Annotated in this window: 19 protein-coding genes; 11 read left to right on the top strand and 8 right to left on the bottom strand. The window is 62.8% G+C overall.

Annotation, left to right across the window (positions count from 1 at the left end):
• Positions 1 to 30 precede the first annotated feature (30 nt).
• Positions 31 to 717 (bottom strand): rhomboid family intramembrane serine protease, encoded by a 687-nt coding sequence (locus ACO07D_RS02700; RefSeq protein WP_421701406.1) that lies wholly within the window; start codon positions 715 to 717, stop codon positions 31 to 33.
• A gap of 92 nt (positions 718 to 809) precedes the next feature.
• On the opposite strand from ACO07D_RS02700, the gene trpS reads away from it, so the two are divergent.
• From trpS to ACO07D_RS02735, 7 genes are all read left to right on the top strand, one after another.
• Positions 810 to 1,829, top strand: coding sequence for a tryptophan--tRNA ligase (gene trpS, locus ACO07D_RS02705; RefSeq protein WP_421701407.1), 1,020 nt, complete (start codon positions 810 to 812; stop codon positions 1,827 to 1,829).
• Positions 1,830 to 1,946: 117 nt separating this feature from the next.
• Complete coding sequence (gene truA, locus ACO07D_RS02710) at positions 1,947 to 2,726, top strand: tRNA pseudouridine(38-40) synthase TruA (RefSeq protein ID WP_421701408.1); 780 nt, start codon at positions 1,947 to 1,949, stop codon at positions 2,724 to 2,726.
• Positions 2,723 to 3,490 (top strand): ADP-ribosylglycohydrolase family protein, encoded by a 768-nt coding sequence (locus ACO07D_RS02715; RefSeq protein ID WP_421701409.1) that lies wholly within the window; start codon positions 2,723 to 2,725, stop codon positions 3,488 to 3,490. Before truA ends, ACO07D_RS02715 begins: the two co-directional genes overlap by 4 nt.
• Before the next feature lie 60 nt (positions 3,491 to 3,550).
• Positions 3,551 to 4,207, top strand: coding sequence for a site-2 protease family protein (locus ACO07D_RS02720; RefSeq protein ID WP_421701410.1), 657 nt, complete (start codon positions 3,551 to 3,553; stop codon positions 4,205 to 4,207).
• A 71-nt stretch (positions 4,208 to 4,278) separates the two neighbouring features.
• The gene (locus ACO07D_RS02725; protein ID WP_421701411.1) at positions 4,279 to 5,475 is read left to right on the top strand and encodes a tetratricopeptide repeat protein; all 1,197 of its coding nucleotides are present in this window, start codon (positions 4,279 to 4,281) and stop codon (positions 5,473 to 5,475) included.
• 90 nt (positions 5,476 to 5,565) lie between these two features.
• The gene (gene parE / locus ACO07D_RS02730; RefSeq protein WP_421701412.1) at positions 5,566 to 7,521 is read left to right on the top strand and encodes a DNA topoisomerase IV subunit B; all 1,956 of its coding nucleotides are present in this window, start codon (positions 5,566 to 5,568) and stop codon (positions 7,519 to 7,521) included.
• Positions 7,518 to 8,234, top strand: coding sequence for a hypothetical protein (locus tag ACO07D_RS02735; protein WP_421701413.1), 717 nt, complete (start codon positions 7,518 to 7,520; stop codon positions 8,232 to 8,234). The genes parE and ACO07D_RS02735 overlap by 4 nt, the downstream gene beginning before the upstream one ends.
• Before the next feature lie 198 nt (positions 8,235 to 8,432).
• Here the strand turns inward: ACO07D_RS02735 and ACO07D_RS02740 are convergent, their stop codons facing one another.
• Positions 8,433 to 9,116 (bottom strand): ABC transporter ATP-binding protein, encoded by a 684-nt coding sequence (locus ACO07D_RS02740; RefSeq protein ID WP_421701414.1) that lies wholly within the window; start codon positions 9,114 to 9,116, stop codon positions 8,433 to 8,435.
• Positions 9,109 to 10,395, bottom strand: a complete 1,287-nt coding sequence (locus ACO07D_RS02745; protein ID WP_421701415.1) for a lipoprotein-releasing ABC transporter permease subunit — start codon at positions 10,393 to 10,395, stop codon at positions 9,109 to 9,111. The genes ACO07D_RS02740 and ACO07D_RS02745 overlap by 8 nt, the downstream gene beginning before the upstream one ends.
• Before the next feature lie 449 nt (positions 10,396 to 10,844).
• Between ACO07D_RS02745 and ACO07D_RS02750 the strand changes: the two genes are divergently transcribed.
• Positions 10,845 to 12,182 carry an FAD-binding oxidoreductase gene (locus tag ACO07D_RS02750; protein WP_421701416.1) on the top strand — a complete coding sequence of 446 codons (1,338 nt, stop codon included), beginning with the start codon at positions 10,845 to 10,847 and terminating at the stop codon, positions 12,180 to 12,182.
• 126 nt (positions 12,183 to 12,308) lie between these two features.
• Here the strand turns inward: ACO07D_RS02750 and ACO07D_RS02755 are convergent, their stop codons facing one another.
• Both ACO07D_RS02755 and hemC read right to left on the bottom strand, forming a co-directional pair.
• Positions 12,309 to 12,743: a hypothetical protein gene (locus tag ACO07D_RS02755; protein WP_421701417.1), complete on the bottom strand. Its 435-nt coding sequence runs from the start codon at positions 12,741 to 12,743 to the stop codon at positions 12,309 to 12,311.
• A 147-nt stretch (positions 12,744 to 12,890) separates the two neighbouring features.
• Positions 12,891 to 13,847 (bottom strand): hydroxymethylbilane synthase, encoded by a 957-nt coding sequence (hemC, locus tag ACO07D_RS02760; RefSeq protein WP_421701418.1) that lies wholly within the window; start codon positions 13,845 to 13,847, stop codon positions 12,891 to 12,893.
• Positions 13,848 to 13,963: 116 nt separating this feature from the next.
• On the opposite strand from hemC, the gene hemE reads away from it, so the two are divergent.
• A complete protein-coding gene (hemE, locus tag ACO07D_RS02765) occupies positions 13,964 to 14,992 on the top strand; it encodes a uroporphyrinogen decarboxylase (RefSeq protein ID WP_421701419.1) in 1,029 nt (342 codons plus the stop codon).
• An 85-nt stretch (positions 14,993 to 15,077) separates the two neighbouring features.
• Positions 15,078 to 17,639: a calcium-binding protein gene (locus ACO07D_RS02770; protein WP_421701420.1), complete on the top strand. Its 2,562-nt coding sequence runs from the start codon at positions 15,078 to 15,080 to the stop codon at positions 17,637 to 17,639.
• Positions 17,640 to 17,641: 2 nt separating this feature from the next.
• Here the strand turns inward: ACO07D_RS02770 and ACO07D_RS02775 are convergent, their stop codons facing one another.
• The gene (locus ACO07D_RS02775) at positions 17,642 to 18,394 is read right to left on the bottom strand and encodes an SDR family NAD(P)-dependent oxidoreductase (RefSeq protein WP_421701421.1); all 753 of its coding nucleotides are present in this window, start codon (positions 18,392 to 18,394) and stop codon (positions 17,642 to 17,644) included.
• Entirely contained in the window at positions 18,391 to 19,281 is an 891-nt protein-coding gene (gene hemF / locus ACO07D_RS02780) for an oxygen-dependent coproporphyrinogen oxidase (RefSeq protein WP_421701422.1), read from the bottom strand. Before hemF ends, ACO07D_RS02775 begins: the two co-directional genes overlap by 4 nt.
• Positions 19,282 to 19,395: 114 nt before the next feature.
• Here hemF and ACO07D_RS02785 point away from each other — a divergent pair, with 114 nt between their 5' ends.
• Positions 19,396 to 19,758 carry a hypothetical protein gene (locus tag ACO07D_RS02785; protein WP_421701423.1) on the top strand — a complete coding sequence of 121 codons (363 nt, stop codon included), beginning with the start codon at positions 19,396 to 19,398 and terminating at the stop codon, positions 19,756 to 19,758.
• Positions 19,759 to 19,764: 6 nt separating this feature from the next.
• Here ACO07D_RS02785 and ACO07D_RS02790 read toward each other — a convergent pair whose 3' ends face one another.
• Positions 19,765 to 20,592: an SDR family NAD(P)-dependent oxidoreductase gene (locus ACO07D_RS02790; protein WP_421701424.1), complete on the bottom strand. Its 828-nt coding sequence runs from the start codon at positions 20,590 to 20,592 to the stop codon at positions 19,765 to 19,767.

Raw genomic sequence — 20,592 nt, forward strand, 5'->3', positions numbered from 1 at the left:
GGGAGCCCGTGCCGGGGCCTAGCGCAGGGATCAGCGCCGCCGCACCAGCTCCAGCGCACGTCTGAACCCGCCCGGCGCCACAAGGAAGGACAAGAAGAACCCGGCCACGAAGCCGGAGATGTCCGCCACCCAATTCAGGCTGCCCCAGTTGAACAGGGAAAACACCAGCTGGATGCCCATCAGGAAGGCGATCAGACGAAAGGCCAGTAGCCGGTTCTGATCGGTGCCCGCCAGTTGTACCCACAGCAGGAAGCTATAGGCGCCGATCAGCCCGTAAACCGCCGGATATCCTCCGATCAGCGGCACCCGGGTGTCCCAGACAAACCCGTAAACCAGCGCCCCCAGGATGGCCGATCCGAAGAAGATCACCAGCACGGCCAGGGCCGAAAACAGCTCCCCCACCATCTTGCCCAGCGCCAGTAGGAACACGAGCACGAAGAGCAGATGGGTCAGGTTCCCGTGAATGAACGGATAGGTCACAAAGCGCACGGCATAGTCCCAACGAAAGATCCGATTGCTGACCATCCAGTCGAAGAGCGGTTCGAAGAAGCTCCATTTCTCCATCGCGGCCAGGCGCCAACCCACGGCCCCCGGCCCTCCCGCCAGCCCGTTCTCACCTGCCTGGAACACCAGCTCGACGCCCACAAGGAACACCGCCAGCGCCACCACGATCGGTGGCAACGGGTTGATTGGCGAGGCATTGGGGTCACTCGACATGGGCTTGGGCTCCTGAAACCGCCCGTTTCCTTGACGGGACTTCGCCACATGGGTAAGCGACCCCGGACAGGAAATCCAGACGGGAGCGTCCCATGACCACCCATACCCCGCGCGTCTTCTCGGGCATCAAGCCCTCGGGCGGCCTGACCCTTGGCAACTACCTCGGCGCAATCAAGCGTTTCGTGGACATGCAGGGCCAGGAGTTCGAGACCATCTATTGCGTCGTCGATCTGCATGCGATCACCGTCTGGCAGGACCCGGCGGAGCTGAAATCCGCCACGCGCGAAGTGGCCGCGGGTTTCATCGCCTCGGGCATTGATCCAACCCAGTCGATCCTGTTCAACCAGAGCCAGGTGCCCGCCCACGCTGAACTTGGCTGGATCTTCAACTGTGTCGCCCGCGTCGGTTGGATGAACCGCATGACCCAGTTCAAGGACAAGGCGGGCAAGAACGCCGAAAAAGTGTCCCTGGGTCTTTACGCCTATCCCTCGCTGATGGCCGCCGACATTCTGACCTATCACGCCACCCATGTGCCGGTGGGCGAGGACCAGAAACAGCATGTCGAACTGACCCGCGACATCGCCTCGAAATTCAACCACGACTTCAAGGCGGAGGACTTCTTCCCGCTGTGCGAGCCGATCATCGAAGGCCCCGCCACCCGTGTGATGAACCTGCGCGACGGCACCAAGAAGATGTCGAAATCGGGCGAAAGCGACATGGAACGCATCAACATGACCGATGATGCGGACAAGATCGCCAAGAAATTCAAGAAGGCGCGCACCGACCCGGATGCGCTGCCGGATACGCTGGAGGGGCTCAAGGACCGGCCCGAGGCGCGCAACCTCGTGGACATCTACGCGGCCCTGTCCGAGGTCACGCCCGAGGCCGTCATCACCGAATACGCCGGCGCCGGCTGGGGCAAGTTCAAACCCGCGCTCGCCGATCTGGCGGTCGAGAAATTGGCGCCGATCAGCCAGGAAATGGCCCGCCTGATGAAGGAACCCGACGAGATCGACGCAATCCTCGCCAAGGGTGCCGAAAAGGCCGACGCAATCGCCCAACCGATCCTGCAGAAGACCTATGACATCGTGGGCCTTGTGCGCTCGCGCTGAGGCTTGACAAGCTGAACACCTAAACGCGCGGTGGGGAGACCTTCCGCGCGTTTTATGTCTGCACCCCCACAGTGCTCCCCGCTTGCCCCAACCGCGCCCGCGCGCTATCGGTGCCCCATGCCCAGATACGCCCTGAAAGTCGAATACAACGGCGCCCCTTTCGCCGGATGGCAGCGCCAGAAGGAACATCCCTCGGTCCAGGGTGCGATCGAGGCTGCGCTGGCCAGGCTGGAACCGGGCACACACACGATTGCGGCTGCCGGGCGCACAGACGCAGGCGTGCATGGCACCGGTCAGGTCGCCCATTGCGACATGGCCAAGGACTGGGATCCCTTCCGCCTGTCCGAGGCGTTGAACTTTCACCTGAAACCCGCCCCGGTGGCGATCACTGCCTGCGCGCAGGTCGAAGATGAATTCCACGCCCGTTTCTCGGCCACCGAACGGCGCTATCTGTTTCGCCTGATCTCACGCCGCGCGCCGCTGACCCATGACAAGGGGCTGGCCTGGCGCACCGCACGCAAGCTGGACCTGGAGGCTATGCTGGAGGGCGCGCAGCATCTGCTGGGGCGCCATGACTTTACCACCTTCCGGTCGACCTATTGCCAGGCGGACAGCCCCGTGAAGACGCTGGACGAGCTGAGCATCGAGGCACGCGAATACCCGCATGGCACCGAATACCGGTTCACGATCCGCGCGCGCAGCTTCCTGCACAATCAGGTGCGCAGCTTCGTCGGTTCTTTGGAACAGGTCGGCGGCGGCACCTGGGCGCCCGACGACATCCGCAAGGCGCTCGAAGCCCGAAACCGTGCCGCCTGCGGCCCGGTCTGCCCGCCGGAAGGGCTCTACCTGGCGCAGGTGACCTATCCCGAGGACCCATTCGCGGAACATCACCGATGATTGGGGCCATCGCCGGGGATGTGATCGGATCGACCTATGAGCACGCCAATGTGCGCCACCTGGGGTTCGACCTCTTCCCGGACAGGTCGACGTTCACCGACGATACGGTGATGACCCTGGCCCTGGCCGAGGCCTTGATGAACGGGCGTGGCATCGCGGAAAACTACAGGCGCTTCTGCGGATGGTATCCGAAGGCAGGTTATGGGTTCATGTTCAAGGCCTGGGCCATGGACCCCACCCGCGGCCCCTATGAAAGCTACGGTAACGGCGCGCCCATGCGCGTGTCCCCCGTCGTGGCGGTTGCAAGCAACCGGGAAGAAGCCCTGAGCCTTGCGACCGAAAGCGCGGCCCCAACCCATAACCACCCCGAAGGCATCAAGGGCGCGCAGGTCATCGCGCAGGCCGGGTTCATGGCACGCAAGGGCGCCAGCAAGGACGATATCCTGGCCGAGGCCGTGGCGCTGTCAGGTTACGATCTTGGCTTCCACCTGGACGACATTCGCGACCACTACGCCTTTGACGCGACCTGCCAGGGTTCCGTGCCACAGGCGCTGGTCGCCTTTCGCGAAGGTCAGAACTTCGAGGACACAATCAGACGCGCGATATCAATCGGCGGGGACAGCGATACGATTGCCTGCATGGCGGGCACGATCGCCGGACCGTTCTTCGGCGTTCCGCCCCAGATTGACCGCCCGACCCGGGCCCGATTGGACGGCCGCCTTGCCGGGATCCTGACGAATTTCGAAACACGGTTCCCTCTGTAAGCATTTCCGCTGGCCCTCTCCCATCCCCCGCGCTACCTCTTCCCAAAAGAGGATTGGTTGATGAATTCCGAGAGTGTCCTGTTCGAGTTTCGCGGCCCCTGGGGTGTGCCTATCCAGATTGGATCCTCGGCGCCCATGCTGGCATTGCTGATCGTCATGCTGAACGCCTCGAACGGGGGAGTGACAGATGGGCTCATCTTCGTGGCAATCCTGTTCGGGTCGACCCTGTTGCATGAGCTGGGCCACGCCTGGGGCTGTCACGTGCAGGGCGTGCCGGTGCGGCGCGTCATGATCTATGGCGGTGGCGGGTTTTGCGAACACGCCCGAACGACCACCCGGCGCGAGGACGAGCTGATCACCGCCATGGGGCCGATCGTCAACCTGGTGCTCTGGGCGGCGGCCTCACTGGCCTTCATGAACCTCTATCTGTCGCTGCCCTTGAGCGTGCTCGTGCTGCTATCGCAAATCGCCTGGCTGAACCTGTTCCTCGCCATCTTCAACCTGCTCCCGGTGCAGCCCCTGGACGGAGGCCGCCTGCTGCAGCTGACCCTGATGCGCTTCATGGAGCCGCGCAGTGCCACCAAACTGGCCGGCGGGATCGGCGTGGTGCTCTGCGTGCTGTGGCTGCCGATCCTGTTCTTCAGCTTCACCATGTTAGGCTTCGTGCTGTTCTTCTTCCCCTCCTTCCGCCTGCACCTTCAGATGACCCGCCAGTAGCTCCAACTGGATCGAACCCGGCATCCGCGCTAAGCTTTCCCCAAGGTAAACTACACCAAGGGGGAACAGATATGCGGATCATTCTACACGGCGCGGCCACGGCCCTGACCCTGGCCCTTGGGTTGACGCCCGTCCAGGCACAGGACGTGAACGGCGCGTTGAGCGGCACACTGGACACCCTTGGCGCGACATTCCCTGACGGAGAGGCGGCGGGCTTTACCCAAGCTCTGGCCGATGCCCCTGCAGGCGTGACCGGCGATACCTTCGGCCATCTGCTCTACACCCGCAGGCATTTCGACAAGGCGGCCTGGTTCTTTGGCAAAGACGCCATGGCGAATCCCGACGACCCTGTCTCGCTTAACAATTTCGCAGCACTAGTGACCGAGCTTCATGCCGCCGGGGAGGTGCCCGCGGACTGGATCGACGCTGCGCGCCTTGCAGCCCAGGCGGCGGCGGGGATGGCACCGGAGAATGCAGCATTCCACAACACCCTGGCCAATGCCGAACGGGCGGCTGGCAATACCGCAGCCGCCGTGGCCGCAGCCACGCGCGCGACAGAGCTGGCCCCGGGCGAGCCGCTCTTCTGGAGCAACTTGGCCCGTGCCCTGGACGCGGCAGGCGACAACGACGCAGCGGGCGTCGCGCTGGCCCGCGCCCATGCGCTGGAGCCCAACGGCATGGCCCTTCTGACCGCGGTGGGCAATCTGCCCTCCAGCCAGGGCAGCTATCGCGACAATGTCGGTCCCTCCTGCAACGTCAACTTCCGCTGCCAGGAGATTTGCCCGAAAAGCATCATTGGCGGCATACAGTCGGTGACCTGTGAGATCGAGAACTCCTCGGCCCAACTGGCCTGTCAGGAGGGCAAACCCTACCCGACCGCCTATGATTGCAGCGAGGATTTCCCGGACTACGGCATCATGATCCCGGGGCTGAACGCAGGCTTCTCGATCGGCGTGCCGGGTTTCTCGGCCCATGTGAAGGTGAACGGCGACGGCAGCGTCGATGTGCGGGTCGAGGCAGGCCCCAGCATTGGCCCGGTCACGCCCTATGTGCGCGGTGACGGGCACTGGTCCCCCTCGGGCGGCGCCAGCTTCGACAACTTCGGCGGCGGCGTGCGGGTTAACGTGCTGCCGGGCGGCGGCGGCAACGCCGGCAACCTGGCCAGCGGCCTTGGCCACCCGCCCGCCCATATCGAGCTGGAACAGGTCGGCGACGGCCCCGCGCAAGTGAACCTGGAGACCTATAACGCGGGCGTCCTGTCCTTCTGACACACGCCCCGACCGGTTTCATGCATTGCACCCCACCACCCGGTCGGGGCATAATGGCCCACAACCAACGACAAGCGACGAGCAGCCCGCATGAACGATCTTCTGACGCCCGCCGGGGGCGAGCCCTATGACGCCTCCTCCATCGATGTTCTGGACGGACTGGAGGCCGTGCGCAAACGCCCGGGCATGTATATCGGCGGCACCGACGAACGCGCGCTGCACCACATGGCGGCAGAGATCATCGACAACTCGATGGACGAGGCGGTGGCCGGGTTCGCCAACCGGATCGAGGTCACGCTGCACGAGGATTACGCCGTCACCGTGACCGACAACGGGCGCGGCATTCCGATCGACCCGCACCCGAAATTCCCGGAAAAATCCGCGCTGGAGGTGATCTTTACGGAACTCCACGCGGGCGGCAAGTTCTCGGGCAAGGCCTATCAGACCTCGGGCGGTCTGCATGGCGTGGGCTCGACCGTGGTGAACGCGCTGTCCGACAGCCTGGTGGTCAAGGTCGCCAAGAACAAGGAGCTGTTCGAGCAACGCTTCGTGCGCGGCGTGCCGCAGGGCAAGCTGGAGAAGATCGGCGCAGCCCCCAACCGGCGTGGCACCGAGGTTACCTTCCACGTCGACGAGGAAATCTTCGGCCACCACCGGTTCAAACCCAAACGGCTGTTCACCCTGGTGCGTTCCAAGGCCTACCTGTTCTCGGGCGTTGAGATTCGCTGGAAAAGCCATATCGATGACGGTGAAACCCCGACCGAGGCCACTTTCCACTTCCCCGGCGGGTTGTCCGATTACCTCAAGGAAACGCTGGGCAGCGCCACGACCTACGCGGATCAGCCCTTCGGCGGCAAGGTCGAGTTTCGCGAGAAGTTCGGCGAGGCGGGTTACGTGGAATGGTCGATCAACTGGACGCCGTCGCGTGACGGGTTCATCCAGAGCTACTGTAACACCGTGCCCACGCCCGAGGGCGGCACCCATGTGACCGGCTTTTGGGCCGCGATCCTGAAGGGGATCAAGGCCTATGGCGAGCTGGTGGGCAACAAGAAGGCGGGCCAGATCACCCGCGACGACCTGATGACCGGTGGTTGCGCCCTGGTCAGTTGCTTCATCTCGGACCCGGCCTTTGTCGGCCAGACCAAGGACCGCCTGTCGACCGAAAGCGCCGCGCGCATGGTGGAAAACTCGGTGCGCGACCATTTCGACAACTGGCTGGCGGCGGATAACAAGTCCGCCGGTGCCATCCTCGATTTCCTGGTCCTGCGCGCCGAGGAACGCCTGCGCCGCAAGCAGGAGAAAGAGACCCAGCGCAAGACCGCCACCAAGAAGCTACGCCTGCCCGGCAAGCTGACCGATTGCTCCGCCACCAACCGCGAGGGCACCGAGCTGTTCATCGTCGAGGGCGACTCGGCCGGTGGTTCGGCCAAGATGGCACGCAACCGCAAGACCCAGGCGCTGCTGCCCCTGCGCGGCAAAATCTTGAACGTGCTGGGCGCGGCGTCGTCAAAGCTGGGGTCCAACGCCGAAATCAACGACCTCACCCAGGCGCTTGGCGTCGGACTGGGCACCAAGTTCAACGTCGACGACCTGCGTTATGACAAGATCATCATCATGACCGACGCGGACGTCGACGGCGCCCACATTGCCGCGCTGTTGATGACCTTCTTCTACACCCAGATGCGCCCGATGATCGACGCGGGCCACCTGTACCTGGCCTGCCCGCCCCTGTTCCGCCTGACCCAAGGCGCGCGCCGGGTCTATTGCGTGGACGAGGCCGAACGCGACGAGTGGTTGGAGAAGGGCCTGGGCGGCAAGGGCAAGATCGACGTCAGCCGCTTCAAGGGTCTAGGCGAAATGGACGCCAAGGACCTGAAAGAGACCACCATGGACCCGAGTTCCCGCACCCTGATCCGGGTCACCATCGACGAGGACGAACCCGGCGAAACCGGCGCGCTTGTGGAACAGCTCATGGGCAAGAAACCCGAACTGCGGTTCCAGTATATTCAGGAGAACGCGCGGTTTGTGGAGGAGTTGGATGTTTGAGTGAAACAAGTGGATCTAAGCGTTTAGAACGCTGGGGGTTAGCTGCAACGAAGGTCTATTTAATTGTATTAGTAGGAGGGGTGCCGACTTTAGCCTATTTTGGCGCAATCGAGCTACACAGCCTTGAGCTCAATGAGCTTGGGGACTTCTTAGCAGGTGCCTTTGGCCCACTTGCCATATTTTGGCTAGTTCTCGGTTTCTTTCAACAGGGCGAAGAGCTTAGAAACTCTGTAAAGACCTTGGAGCTTCAAGCCAAAGAGCTAGCAAGTTCTGTTGAGCAACAAAAAGCAATGGTTGGAATAACCGAACAACAATTGAAGCTCGACATTAAGGTGCGTGAAGAGCAAACAAAGGCAAGTATCTCGAAAGAATTACCATTTCTCCAACTTAAACGTGGTGGCGGATCTTCGTCGGGTGGAAGACACCGCTATGATTTCACTTTGACAAACATTGGAGCAGCATGCACCGAAGGAACTCTGACACTTGAGAAAAATGACGACATTGCGTTGACCAACAACCTGGTTCCCTATTTGGACCGAAATTCCGCGCATCAGTTTTCTCTCGCGGCCAACGACGGTCGAATGCTGGACGAAACCACAATATACACACTAGAGGCGGCGACTACCAACATTCGAGGCCAAAAACGCCTTCAGAGGTTTGAGTTCGGTTCGGTACAGCCCACGCTAGTTTATTGCGACCCGGAAAACCAGTAATGAGGGCAGCGCCCGACCCTGGGTGGGCGGCCTCTACGGGTGATTAGGGCGGCGTGGGTACATCCCTCGAACTGCTCCACCCAGACCACACCATCGCGGTAGCGCCCTCCCGTGGGGAGGGTCGGGCGCTGCCCGGCGGTGCCGCCGGGCGGGACGGTGGATGGGACAGCCTTCTAACGCCAAGTTCGGCGGGGCAGCCTACCCCTCGGTAATCACCCCATTCTCCAGCCGCAGTACCCGGTCCATTCGCGCCGCCAGTTCCAGGTTGTGGGTGGCGATGAGGGCGGAGAGGCCGGTGTCTCGGACCAGTTCCATGAGGGCTTCGAAGACGGTGTCGGAGGTCTCGGGATCGAGGTTCCCCGTGGGTTCGTCCGCCAGCAGAAGCGCGGGCTTGTTGGCAAGCGCACGGCAGAAGGCCACCCGTTGTTGTTCGCCGCCCGACAGCTCGGCCGGCCGGTGGGTGGCGCGTTTGGCGACGTCTACCCGCCCCAGCAGGTCCAGCGCGCGGGTCTGCGCCGCGCCCTGCCCCACGCCATTGGCGAGCTGCGGCAGGACCACGTTCTCGGCCGCCGTGAACTCGGGCAGCAGGTGGTGGAATTGATAGACGAAGCCGACCTTTTCCCGGCGCGTGGCAGTGCGTCGGCGGTCGCTCTTCTGGGTCATGTCCTGGCCCGCGATCTGCACGGTGCCGGCATCCGCCGTGTCCAAGAGCCCCGCGATGTGCAACAGCGTCGATTTCCCCGCGCCGGAGGGGGCGACCAGGGCCACGACCTCGCCCCGCGCGATCGACAGCGACGCGCCGCGCAGCACGGCGACCTCGGAGGCCAGGCCGCGGTTATAGACCTTCTCGATCCCCTTAAGGCTCAACACGGTGTCATTCATAGCGCAGGGCCTCCACCGGGTTCATGCGGGCGGCGCGGCGCGCCGGGAAGATCGTCACGACGAAGCTGAGGAAGAGCGAGAGCGAGATGGCCGAGACCACGTCCCAGAACTCCAGCTTCGCAGGCAGGCGGTAGATGCCGCGGATCGATGGGTCCCAGACCCCGCCGCCGGACAGGTAGTTCACCAGGGAGAACACGCTGTCGATGTTGATCGCAAAGAGGCAGCCCAGGATCACGCCCATGATGGTGCCGACGACGCCGGTGACGGCGCCGCAGAGGAAGAAAACGCGCAGAACCGAGCCTTCGGTCAGCCCCATGGTGCGCAGGATGCCGATGTCGCGCCCCTTGTTCTTCACCAGCATGATCAGCCCCGAAATGATGTTCATCGAGGCGATCAGGACAAGGATCGACAGGATGATGAACATCACGTTGTCCTCCATGTCCAGCGCACGCAGGAAGGCGCCGGAACGGTCGCGCCAGGTCCAGACCGTGGCCAGCGGGTCGGCGGCGCGCATGATCGGCATGAGCAGCGGGTCGATGCCCTCGGGCTCGGCGACCATGACCTCGATCTCATCCGCCGCACCTTCACGGTTGAAGAAGGCCTGCGCCTCGGCAAAGGGCAGGTAGACGCGGGTGCGGTCGATGTCCCAGCGCCCGGCGGTAAAGATATAGGTGACCTCATAGGCGTTGACGCGCGGGGAAGTGCCGAAGGCGGTCTTGACCCCGTTGGGCGAGATCACCTTGATCTTGTCGCCTACAGTGACCCCCAGCGCCTGGGCCACGCCGGAGCCGATGGCAATGCCCTGATCGAAGTCGCGAATATCACCCACAGCGCGTTCCGGCTGGGCAATGCGCGGAATGGTCAGCAGGTCTTCATAGGCGATGCCATAGACCTCGACGCCCGCATTCACCTGCCCCTTGTTGACCATGACCTGGCCCTTGACCAGCGGGGCCGCGCGGGTGACGCCGGGGACCTGGGCAATGCGATCAGCCCAGCCCTGGTAGTCGGGAATGTCGCGGCGGGTCTGGCCGTTTTCGGTCACATAGGTCTGCGAGTAGACGGTGACATGGGCATTGGCGCCCAGGATCGTATCCACGAACTCTTCGCGAAACCCGGTGCGTACGGCGAGGGTGATGATCAGGGCGGCGACGGCGAGGGTAATGCCGATCAGGCTAATCCAGGTCATGGTGCTGACCCCGCCCTCGGCCTTGCGGGCGCGCAAGTAGCGCCAGGCGATCATCCACTCGAAGCGGGAAAAGGGGGCTGTGCTGCGGGCCATTTCTGCTCCTTGCCTCGTTGCGGGCAAAGTGGGGCTTGCGCGCGGGAAGGTCAAGGAGAAGGGCAGTTGTAGAGGGGGGATGGGCGGGATAGCGTGCGGGCGAGGAGAAAGGTTTGGGCTGGATTATTCGGAAACACGACGGGGACTGCGGTCCAACTGTCATCGGCCATTTGGATGGACGCTTATCAGAGGCGAGTGTCTTGGAAGTCCTTCGTCGCCTCGCAGCTCGGCATCTCAGCGAAACCGAAATACTGTCGGCTTCCCAAACAAGGGGTGTTTCCGGCCGTACCCCCCTTCTGGACCGGGTAGGATCGCGTAGCCCGATCGTAGTTGGCGAACTGCCATTTTTCTCCGCAGAAAGAGAGTAGGAAGGTGAGGTCAACGCTTTGACAGATATCAGTTCCTTGTATCGGGCCGTTGGTCAAACCCACGTCCTCACCGATGCCGACATGGCCCCCTGGGCCTCGGACTGGATCGGCAAGTACAAGGGCGCACCGCTTTGCGTTGTCCGCCCCGGATCCACCGAAGAGGTCGCCCGCATCATGGCGCAGGCCCATGAGACCGGCACGCCAGTAGTCCCGGTCGGGGGCAATACGGGCCTTTCCGGCGGCACCCATGCCGAGGGCGCGATTGCCCTGTCGCTCGACCGGATGCGGACCATTCGCGAGATCAAGCCCGCAGCGCGGTTGGCGATCGTCGAGGCGGGCGTGGTGTTGGAGCAGTTGCACGAGGCCGTGTCCGAGCATGGGCTGAGCTTTCCGATGACATTCGGGGCCAAGGGCTCCTGCACCCTGGGCGGGATGCTGGCGACCAACGCGGGCGGTTCGAACGTGCTGCGCTATGGCAATACGCGCGATCTGTGCCTGGGGCTGGAGGTGGTGCTGCCCGATGGCGAGGTGCTGAACCTGATGAGCGAGCTGCACAAGGACAACACGGGCTATGATCTGAAGGACCTGTTCATCGGCGCCGAGGGCACGTTGGGCGTGATTACCGGTGCGGTATTGAAGCTCTCCCCCACCCCACGCGCCTTTGCCACGGCGATGGTGGCAGCCCCTGGGCTGGATGAGGCTTTGGGGCTATTGAACCGGCTGCAGGAGGCCACCGGCGGCGCGGTGGAGGCATTCGAGTACATGCCCGGCGCCTATGTCGACGCTCATATCGCCAAGACCGGCGCGCGGGCGCCTTTCGAGGCGCGGCATGAGGTCAATATTCTGGTCGAGATCGGCGCAACCGCCCCGCGCGACGCCGTGCCGGGGCCGGATGGGTCCATTCCGGTCGCGGCCTATCTGGAGGAAGTTCTGGGCGAGATGCTGGAGCAGGGTGGTGTGTTGGACGCGGTGATTGCGCAGACTGACGCACAGCGGGCCGAAATGTGGGCCCGGCGCGAGGCTGCCGCCGCGGTCTGTTTGGGCCGTCAGCCGCTGGTCAACAATGACATCTCGGTGCCGCTGGACCAGGTCGGCGCCTTCTTTACACGGATGGAAAGCGTGCTACCCCGGCTCGATCCGGGGGCCGAGGCGCTGAGCGTGGCGCATCTGGGCGACGGCAATATCCACTACACGGTCTACCCAACCGATACTGCGCTGAGCGACACGGTTACGCAGGCGGTCGAGGATGTGGTGGCCGAGCTGGGCGGGTCGTTCTCCGCCGAACACGGGATCGGCCTGTCGAAAAAACCTTCGATGGCGCGACGCAAGAATCCGGTGGCGTTGAGAGTGATGCGGCAGATCAAGGCCGCTCTGGATCCGAAGGGGATCATGAACCCGGGCAAGGTATTGCCGGACTAAAGGATTGCGCCTTCACGTCACGCGCCTGCGGCACGTTCCTTTGAAGTCACTAGGGGGTGCCGCGCTGCGCGCGGCGTCGCTGGCGCTCCATCGCGCATGCCTAGAGAGCTTCGATCAATACCGAGTTCAGGGAAGATCATGGTGTGACGCACGCCGACTCCTGACAACACTCTGCACATAGAGACCAAAGTCGAAATCCTCCATGTCAACAAAAGCGGTCGGGTCGCCTTCGACATAGCCGTGTTCATGCACCGAGTCAGTCAGGCGGCACAGGAGGTGGGTTTTGTGCCAGGCGGTGAACTCACGCGCCTCCAGGGGGCCCGTGGTATGAAAGCGCATCTCTTCGATCAGCAGGATGTCCTGTTCGTGGACGAAGAATACGCGCCCCTCCAGGCTGAAGATGGCCAGGAACGCCCCGCCCCAGACCTGAAAGAACCCGTGCAGGCTGTCGTAGTCACGCGGATCGATATCCTCGGCGGGGCTGCGATGGCCGTCGGACAGGCGCAGGCGCACCAGGTCCGGGAACCGGTCCTTGTTGCGCAATACCACGGATCGGGTCATGGCGGGCCTCCTTCCGGCGACCCTACCAAGATGCCATTACGGATCAAGCGCCCCTTTCCCGGCCCGGCGGGGTGGGGTGGCACCCGCGTTCGGCCTCGTAGGGGGATGCAAAGGGGGGGAGCCGGGCCGGGGAAGGCCCAGCGGGGCTCATTTCCAGTCGAAGAAGCCTTCGCCAGCCCGCGCCAGCAGGGTTTCAGCAAGCTGACGCCCAAGGGTCGGACCTTCGGCAGTCGGGCCGGTGACCTCATCCGTGAGCGCCTCGGACCCATCCGTGCGCAGGATCTCCCCTTTCAGGGTCAGCGTGTCACCGTCTAGCGTGGCCAGGCCCGCAATAGGCGTCTCGCAGGAGCCGTCCAGCGCGCCCAGGAAGGCACGTTCGGCAGCCAGGCGCAGGCCCGTCTCGTGGTCGTGGATCGCAGCGAGCATTTCCTTGGCACGCAGGTCATCCTCGCGCCGCTCGATGCCAATCGCACCCTGGGCCACGGCGTTCAGCATGTCGCCGGTCGGGATCGCGGTTTTCGGCACGTCATCCATGCCCAGCCGGTTCAGACCAGCCATGGCGAGGAAGGTCGCCTCGGCCACGCCGTCACCCAGTTTTTTCAGGCGGGTCTGCACGTTGCCGCGAAACTCGACAATGGTCAGGTCCGGGCGACGGTTCAGCAACTGCGCCTTGCGGCGCAGCGACGAAGTGCCCACCACGGCACCCTCCGGCAGGTCCGCAATCGCCTTGTATTTCAACGACACGAAAGCATCGCGCGTATCCTCGCGCGGCAGGTAGCAGTCCAGCACCAGCCCCTCGGGCTGCTGGACCGGCATGTCCTTCATCGAATGCACGGCGATGTCGATCCCGCCCGACAACATCGCCTCTTCGATCTCCTTGGTGAACAGCCCCTTATTGCCGATCTCCTTCAACGGGCGGTCCGCGTCGATCATCGACCGGTCATCGCCGGTGGTCTTGATCACCACGATCTCGAACGCCTCCTCGGGCAGCTCGAAGGCCGCACCAAGGCGCGCGCGGGTCTCATGGGCCTGGGCCAGCGCCAGCGGCGAACCGCGGGTGCCGATTTTCAGGGGTTCGGCGGGGGTCGGAAGATTGGTCACCATGGGCCCCGTTTAGACGCGACAAATCGGCCTGTCCATAACCTACATCAAGTGCCCGACTTGACATCGCGCTACGTGTGGCCCACCACGCATGAGACAACGCGAACGAGGACGACCCCATGACCAAGACCATCCTGCGCGCCCTTGCCGGTGAGACCCTGCCCACGCCTCCGATCTGGATGATGCGCCAGGCGGGCCGGTACCTGCCGGAATACCGCGCAACACGGGCCGAGGCCGGGGATTTCCTGTCGCTGTGCTACAACTCGGACCTGGCCGCCGAGGTCACGTTGCAACCGATCCGCCGTTACGGCTTCGACGCGGCGATCCTGTTCGCCGACATCCTGCTCTTGCCCCAGGCCCTGGGCGCCGACCTGTGGTTCGTCACGGGCGAAGGCCCGCGCCTGTCCACGATCACGGATGCGGACGGTCTGGCCCAGCTGAAACCGATCGACGAGATCGACGAAGTGCTGAACCCGATCTACGAAACCGTGCGCATTCTGTCGCGCGAGCTGCCCAAGGAAACCACGCTGATCGGTTTCGCCGGCGCCCCCTGGACCGTCGCCACCTACATGATCGCCGGGCGCGGCACCAAGGATCAGGGCCCGGCCCACGCGCTGATGCAGGAACAGCCCGAGGTCTTTGAAGGGCTGATCAACATCCTGACCAAGGCCACCATCGAATATCTGTCCAAGCAGATCGAAGCGGGTGCCGAAGTGGTCAAGATCTTCGACAGCTGGGCCGGTTCGCTGAAAGGTGACGCCTTTACCAAATACGCGCTGGAGCCTGCCCGCGAGATCACCCAAGCGCTGAAAGCCCGCCACCCGGGCATCCCCGTAATCGCCTTCCCGCGCGAGGCGGGCAACGGCTACATCGGCTTCGCCAAGGCCACCGGCGCGGACTGCGTGGCGCTGGACAACTCGGTTTCGGCCGAATGGGCGGCTGAACACGTGCAGGTTGACAGCTGCGTTCAGGGCAACTTGGCTTCGTCGCACATGGTGACCGGCGGGCAAGACCTGGTCGACGAGACCAGGCGCATCTGCAAAGCCTTCGCGGGTGGTCCCCATATCTTCAACCTGGGCCACGGAATTACCCCGGATGCGGACCCCGACAACGTGCAGCGCATGATTGATGCTGTCCGCGAAGCTTGACCCAACGTCAGGCTGATTCAAGTCAAGGCCCAACACCCGCACAGGTTTAGCGTGCCTCTCGTTGATTAACCAACGGGAGGCCAGAATGGCTAATACGATTAGTTTCAATGCCGTCTATGACGGCAGCATCCAACCCTCGGAACATTCAGAGGTCATTACCGCCGACCACTTCGGGCTGAACCTTAGCGCTGCGTCCAACAAGATCGGGAAAACCTGGCGCAAGTTCGATGAAGTGGCCGAGGAATTGGGCACGCAAAATGTGCGTTGGCCTGGAGGGGCCTACGGCGAGCAGGACGCCTGGTTTGACCTGAATGACCTGAACGCCGAGTATGGAGGGCCGGACGACACGGAAATCCAGCCTCTGGATGATTTCCTGAAATGGTGCGCCGAAACTGGCACCGCCCCCACGATCACCATCCCGACAGCCTGGTTTGGCCCCCATTCGCCAAACGCCCACGCGAAATGGGCCTATGACGCAAGCATGGACCCTTTCGTGAATGGCGAGTTGACCCGCGGAACATCAGAGTACGACGCCTTCGAAGCAGCCATCAAAGGCTACGTCACCGAGGTCATGCAGGCCGCTCTGGACGCTCCTGGTGGCCCAATCTACATCAACGCCTTTGAAATCGGCAATGAGTACGCGAGTTTCTTCAGTTCCAAAACCTATGGCCAGGTCGCCGCAGAAATCGCCATTTTCGTCAACGACGCCATTTCCGCCTTCAATACCCAGAACGGTTTGACCGAAGCACAAAATGATCCGGATACCCTGGTTCAGGTTCGTTCCACGCTCAGCAATGAGGCAGGGACAACGGATTGGAGCCCCCAGGACTGGGAGGACCGCGCGAACGTCGTCATTGATCAATTCGAAGCTGCAGAGGCCTTGAACCTGGTCGACGGCGTGGCCTCACATTACTACTACCGTCAAAACGAGGTCTATGATGCTGACGGGAACGCGGTCACCGTAGGCTATAACACGATCAACCAGCGCTTCGAGGAAATGCGTGATCTATTCGAGATCTGGGACGCCGCAACCGGGAACGACCTGACCTGGCATTTCACCGAATGGAATGTAAACACAAAAACCCTTAAGGATCAAAACGAGGACGGCTGGGAAGCGCAGGCCAATTTCGGCATGAAGCAGATCGCGCCGATGCTCGAGATGTTCAGCGCCATGATGGCCAATGGCGTGGACGGGACGCATCTGTGGAGCGCGCTCTACCACGACACGTCCATGGGGGCGAATAATGATATCGACGGTGGGGACGATGGCCACGAACACCTGCAAATCGCGGGCCAGTTCATGAAAGCGCTCCAGGACCAGACCCTCGGCAAAAGCTATATCGAGCTGGGTGTCGACAATGATGCCTATGACGCGCACTTCTTCGCAGATGACGAAGAGGGCGTCTTGTTCGTGCCCTCGCTGCTGGCAGAGGACCAGACCGTCAGCATCGACCTATGGTCGCTGGGCGTCAATGTCACCCAGGTAACGGTGGTGGTTGGCAAGTTCGACACGTCGAACGTCGGCACCGCCGAATATGACGGGAAGTTCAAGGAAGGCAGCGTCATCTACGACAACGTCCCTGAGTACCTGGAGGCTGATGGGGACCTGCTCTGGACGACCATAACCGCAGGCGTCATCGACGGCGTCGTGCAGATCGATCTTGGGCCCTACGAAGTCGCATACATCAATGTGCCCATGCCCGATACGCAAGTTGGCGCAAGCGATGGGGACACTCTCGTCGGGACGGGAGAGATGGACCACCTGATTGGCAATGACGGGAACGACTGGCTGAAAGGGGAAGGAGGGGATGATGTGCTGCGCGGCGGCAATGGCGCCGACTCCCTTTATGGCGGATCCGGGAATGATGTTCTGATCGGCGGCACGGGCGACGATTACCTCGTCGGAGGGGCCGGTACCGGAACCGACATCCTGATCGGCGGTGTCGGCGCCGACTATATGAATGGCGGCGGGGGCATAGATACGGTGGACTATTCCGACGCGGATGGTCTGGTCGGCGTGAACCTTGTCTCGGACGACTATTGGGCCGCGGCGAACGGGGATCAGATTCGAAATGTCGAGAACCTGATCGGCTCGGATTTCAATGACCATCTGCAGGGCAGCAATGGCGACAATCGGATCGATGGCGGGGCGGGCAATGACCAGCTCTGGGGCCGGAATGGCCACGATGTGGTCGACGGGGGCACGGGCAATGATGTGCTGGATGGTGGTTATGGCAACTTCAATGACGTGCTCTATGGCGGTTCCGGAAACGATACGCTCACATCCCACGCCGGACGGAACTGGATGTATGGCCAGGGGGGCAATGACACACTGATCGGCGGCACGGGAATTGACGTGCTGCACGGAGGCGGTCAAGACGACATCATGACCGGAGGTGCTGGGGCGGATACGTTCATCTTTACCCACCATGACGATGTGGTCACCGACTTCGATGCCTCGGAGTTCGACAACCTGAAGTTTCGCAGGGGGCTCTGGGGTGGCGGAGACAAGACCGATGCCGAGCTTCTAGCCTTTGCCAGCGTCGTTGGCGGGGACCTCGTGTTCGACTTCGGAGGGGGCCACACGCTGACCCTGAAGGGGATCACTGATGCCAGCGAGCTGGAAGGGCACATGTCGACATTCTAGGGTCAAGACCTGAGCGCGGGCAGACCGATGCCCGTGCTCTCAAACCCGCCATCGACACTGACCACCTGCCCGGTCACGTAAGAGGCCTTGTCCGAGCAGAGGAAGGTGATGACCTGGGCGATCTCTTCCTCGGACCCGTAGCGATTCAGCGGGATCGCATCATGGTAGGCGTCGATGATGTCCTGCGTGTGCACGGCCATCGCCAGTTTGGTGCGCACCGGACCGGGGCAGACGCAATTGGCGCGGATGCCGAACTCGCCCAGCTCCGCCGCCTGTTGCTGTGTCAGATGCATAACCGCCGCTTTCGACGTGCCATAGGCCACGCGCAGTGTGCTGGCGCGGTGACCGGAAATGGATCCGATGTTGACAATGGCGCCCCGGGACGCCTTCAGCGGCTCAAGACAGGCCTGGGAGGTCAGGAACACACCGTCCAGGTTCGTCTCCATCACTCGGCGCCAGCGGGCGAAATCCGTCTCGGCGATCGGGCCGAAATCAGCCACCCCGGCGTTATTGACCAGCGCATCAATCCGGCCGGGGCCGGACAGGATCTCGACCACCATCGCGTCGACCTGATCGGGCTGGGACACGTCGCAGAGGATCGGCAGAACGCCTTCCAACCCCTCTGACGCCGCCACCAGCGCGGGGCCGTCACGGTCGATCATGGCGACCTGCCACCCCTCTTCCAGGAAAAGCTTCGTGGTTGCATGCCCAATCCCACGGGCGGCGCCCGTCACAAGTGCCAGTTTCATGCTCATACCCATTTCGCCATTGGCGGCAAGCTCATCAGCACCGCATTCGCGTCATGGCCGGTGGCCAGCCCGAACTTGGTGCCACGGTCCCAGACCAGGTTGTATTCGGCGTAAAGCCCGCGGTGGACCAGCTGCACATCCTTGTCCTCATCGGTCCAAGGAGTGTTGTACCGTTTCTCCGTGACCGGCAGGAAGGCGGGCAGGAAGGCGCGGCCAATGTCCTGGGTGAGCGCGAAATCCGCCTCCCAATCCCCGGTGTTGCGATCATCCATGAAAATGCCGCCAACCCCCCGCGCACGTCCCCGGTGGGGGACAAAGAAATACTCGTCCGCCCAAGCCTTGAGCTCAGGGTAGAGCGCCTCGCCATGCGGATCCAGATGTTCCTTCTGCACGGCATGGAAATGCGCCGTGTCCTCGTCATATTCGATACAGGGGTTCAGGTCGGACCCACCGCCGAACCACCAGGCGCCGGGGGTCCAGAACATGCGGGTGTTCATGTGCACCGCAGGGCTGTGCGGGTTCTGCATATGAGCGACAAGGCTGATACCGGACGCCCAAAAGCGCGGATCGTCCTCAATCCCGGGCACGCCGCGCGCGGCCATCGCTTGCTGCGCCGCCTTGCCCAGGGTGCCATAGACGGTCGAGACATTCACGCCGACCTTCTCGAACACGCGCCCACCGCGCATGACGGACATCAGCCCACCGCCCGCGTCACTGCCATCGTCGGAGGCGCGGGTGGTCTCGGTCACTTCGAACCGACCTGGGGGCAGATCGGCAAAGGGGCCGCTGACAGGCTTGTCTTCCAACGCCTCGAAGGCCGCCACGATCTCGTCGCGCAGCTGGCGAAACCAGACGCTGGCGCGCGCCTTTTCGTCTGTCATCATTTCCGTCATCGGATCCCCCTTTGCCCTCTATTACCAGCGGATTAGCAGGATTCCCCCCACAAGGAAACGGCGGTTTCCACGGGGCCGCAACCGGGTTAGACTTGCCACGAAAGGGGAAGTTCCATGCGTTATATGTTCCTTCTTGTCGCCCTGCCCCTGGTGCTTGCCGCCTGCACAGAGCGTCAGACCTGTGAAAGCCGTGCGCGCAATCATCTGCATGATATCAACCTTCAAATCGACATGACCGAGGACAACCTGTCACGCGGCTATGCATTGGTGAAACAGGACTTCGGCTTTACCATCGGGACCGGCTTCTGTTCGCATCGCGGTGATTTTCGTCTTTGCACCGGTTCGAATTTTCCGAACTACCGCCGCGTGCGCATTGACCCGGCGGCCGAGCAAGCCAAGCTTGACGCCCTGCTCAAACGCAAGGCGGCATTGCAGCGGGAATTTGCACAATGCGCGGTGACGTATCCAGAAGGGTAAGCCCGCTCAGTGGGCCGGGTCGCCGACCACGTCGCAGAGCGACCGCCCCCCATCGACGACCATCACATGGCCGGTCATGAACCCCGCCCCGTCCGAAGACAGGAACTGCACCGCTTCGGCCACCTCATTGGCCGAGGCGATGCGTCCCATCGGCGTACCTTCGATCACATCCACCCGGCGTTCGGGCGTTTCGCGCAGGGCGTCCATCAGGCTTGCGCTCATCACGCTGCCGAAGCTGACGGCATTCACCCGGATCCGGCGCGGCGCCAGGGCCACGGCCAGCGAGCGTGTCATCTGATCCAGCGCGGCCGAAGCGATTGAAAACGCCATCAAACCGGGTTGGGTGCGCGTCCCGGCAATCGAGCTGAGATTGACAATCGCGCCCAGGGGCTCGTCCTGGTCATCGTCACCCAGTCCGTCGCCCTGTTTCATCATGCGCGCGGCCACGGCCTGGCTCAGGCGCAGGCTGGTCATGAGGTTCTGATCCAGAAGCAGCTGCACCGTCTTGTCATCCGAATCCAGCGGATCCGCCGTCATCACCTGACGACTTGCATTCACCAGAATGTCGACCCGGTCAAAGGCATCAATCGTGGCTGACAGCAGGTTGGCGATGGTCAGCTTCTCGCGGAGATCACCCGCGAAATAACGGATGTTCGAGGCCTCTTCGGCATCTGGGTCCGGGTTCTCGCCCCATTCCTCGATCAGCTTGTCCTCGTCCATATCCGCGCAGATCACATTGGCCCCGTGATCGGCAAAGTGGCGCGCAATGGCCAGCCCGACCCCATTGGCGGCGCCGGTGATGATGGCGGTCTTGCCCTGGATGGATAGCGACAT

The sequence above is a fragment of the Aliiroseovarius sp. genome (genome assembly GCF_965228805.1).
Classification (GTDB): domain Bacteria; phylum Pseudomonadota; class Alphaproteobacteria; order Rhodobacterales; family Rhodobacteraceae; genus JASBTN01.

Coding starts and splice junctions, on each gene's coding strand:
- ACO07D_RS02700 (WP_421701406.1), bottom strand. CDS start 717: ATGTCGAGTGACCCCAATGCCTCGCCAATCAACCCGTTGCCACCGATC.
- trpS (WP_421701407.1), top strand. CDS start 810: ATGACCACCCATACCCCGCGCGTCTTCTCGGGCATCAAGCCCTCGGGC.
- truA (WP_421701408.1), top strand. CDS start 1,947: ATGCCCAGATACGCCCTGAAAGTCGAATACAACGGCGCCCCTTTCGCC.
- ACO07D_RS02715 (WP_421701409.1), top strand. CDS start 2,723: ATGATTGGGGCCATCGCCGGGGATGTGATCGGATCGACCTATGAGCAC.
- ACO07D_RS02720 (WP_421701410.1), top strand. CDS start 3,551: ATGAATTCCGAGAGTGTCCTGTTCGAGTTTCGCGGCCCCTGGGGTGTG.
- ACO07D_RS02725 (WP_421701411.1), top strand. CDS start 4,279: ATGCGGATCATTCTACACGGCGCGGCCACGGCCCTGACCCTGGCCCTT.
- parE (WP_421701412.1), top strand. CDS start 5,566: ATGAACGATCTTCTGACGCCCGCCGGGGGCGAGCCCTATGACGCCTCC.
- ACO07D_RS02740 (WP_421701414.1), bottom strand. CDS start 9,116: ATGAATGACACCGTGTTGAGCCTTAAGGGGATCGAGAAGGTCTATAAC.
- ACO07D_RS02745 (WP_421701415.1), bottom strand. CDS start 10,395: ATGGCCCGCAGCACAGCCCCCTTTTCCCGCTTCGAGTGGATGATCGCC.
- ACO07D_RS02750 (WP_421701416.1), top strand. CDS start 10,845: ATGGCCCCCTGGGCCTCGGACTGGATCGGCAAGTACAAGGGCGCACCG.
- ACO07D_RS02755 (WP_421701417.1), bottom strand. CDS start 12,743: ATGACCCGATCCGTGGTATTGCGCAACAAGGACCGGTTCCCGGACCTG.
- hemC (WP_421701418.1), bottom strand. CDS start 13,847: ATGGTGACCAATCTTCCGACCCCCGCCGAACCCCTGAAAATCGGCACC.
- hemE (WP_421701419.1), top strand. CDS start 13,964: ATGACCAAGACCATCCTGCGCGCCCTTGCCGGTGAGACCCTGCCCACG.
- ACO07D_RS02770 (WP_421701420.1), top strand. CDS start 15,078: ATGGCTAATACGATTAGTTTCAATGCCGTCTATGACGGCAGCATCCAA.
- ACO07D_RS02775 (WP_421701421.1), bottom strand. CDS start 18,394: ATGAGCATGAAACTGGCACTTGTGACGGGCGCCGCCCGTGGGATTGGG.
- hemF (WP_421701422.1), bottom strand. CDS start 19,281: ATGACGGAAATGATGACAGACGAAAAGGCGCGCGCCAGCGTCTGGTTT.
- ACO07D_RS02785 (WP_421701423.1), top strand. CDS start 19,396: ATGCGTTATATGTTCCTTCTTGTCGCCCTGCCCCTGGTGCTTGCCGCC.
- ACO07D_RS02790 (WP_421701424.1), bottom strand. CDS start 20,592: ATGTCGCTATCCATCCAGGGCAAGACCGCCATCATCACCGGCGCCGCC.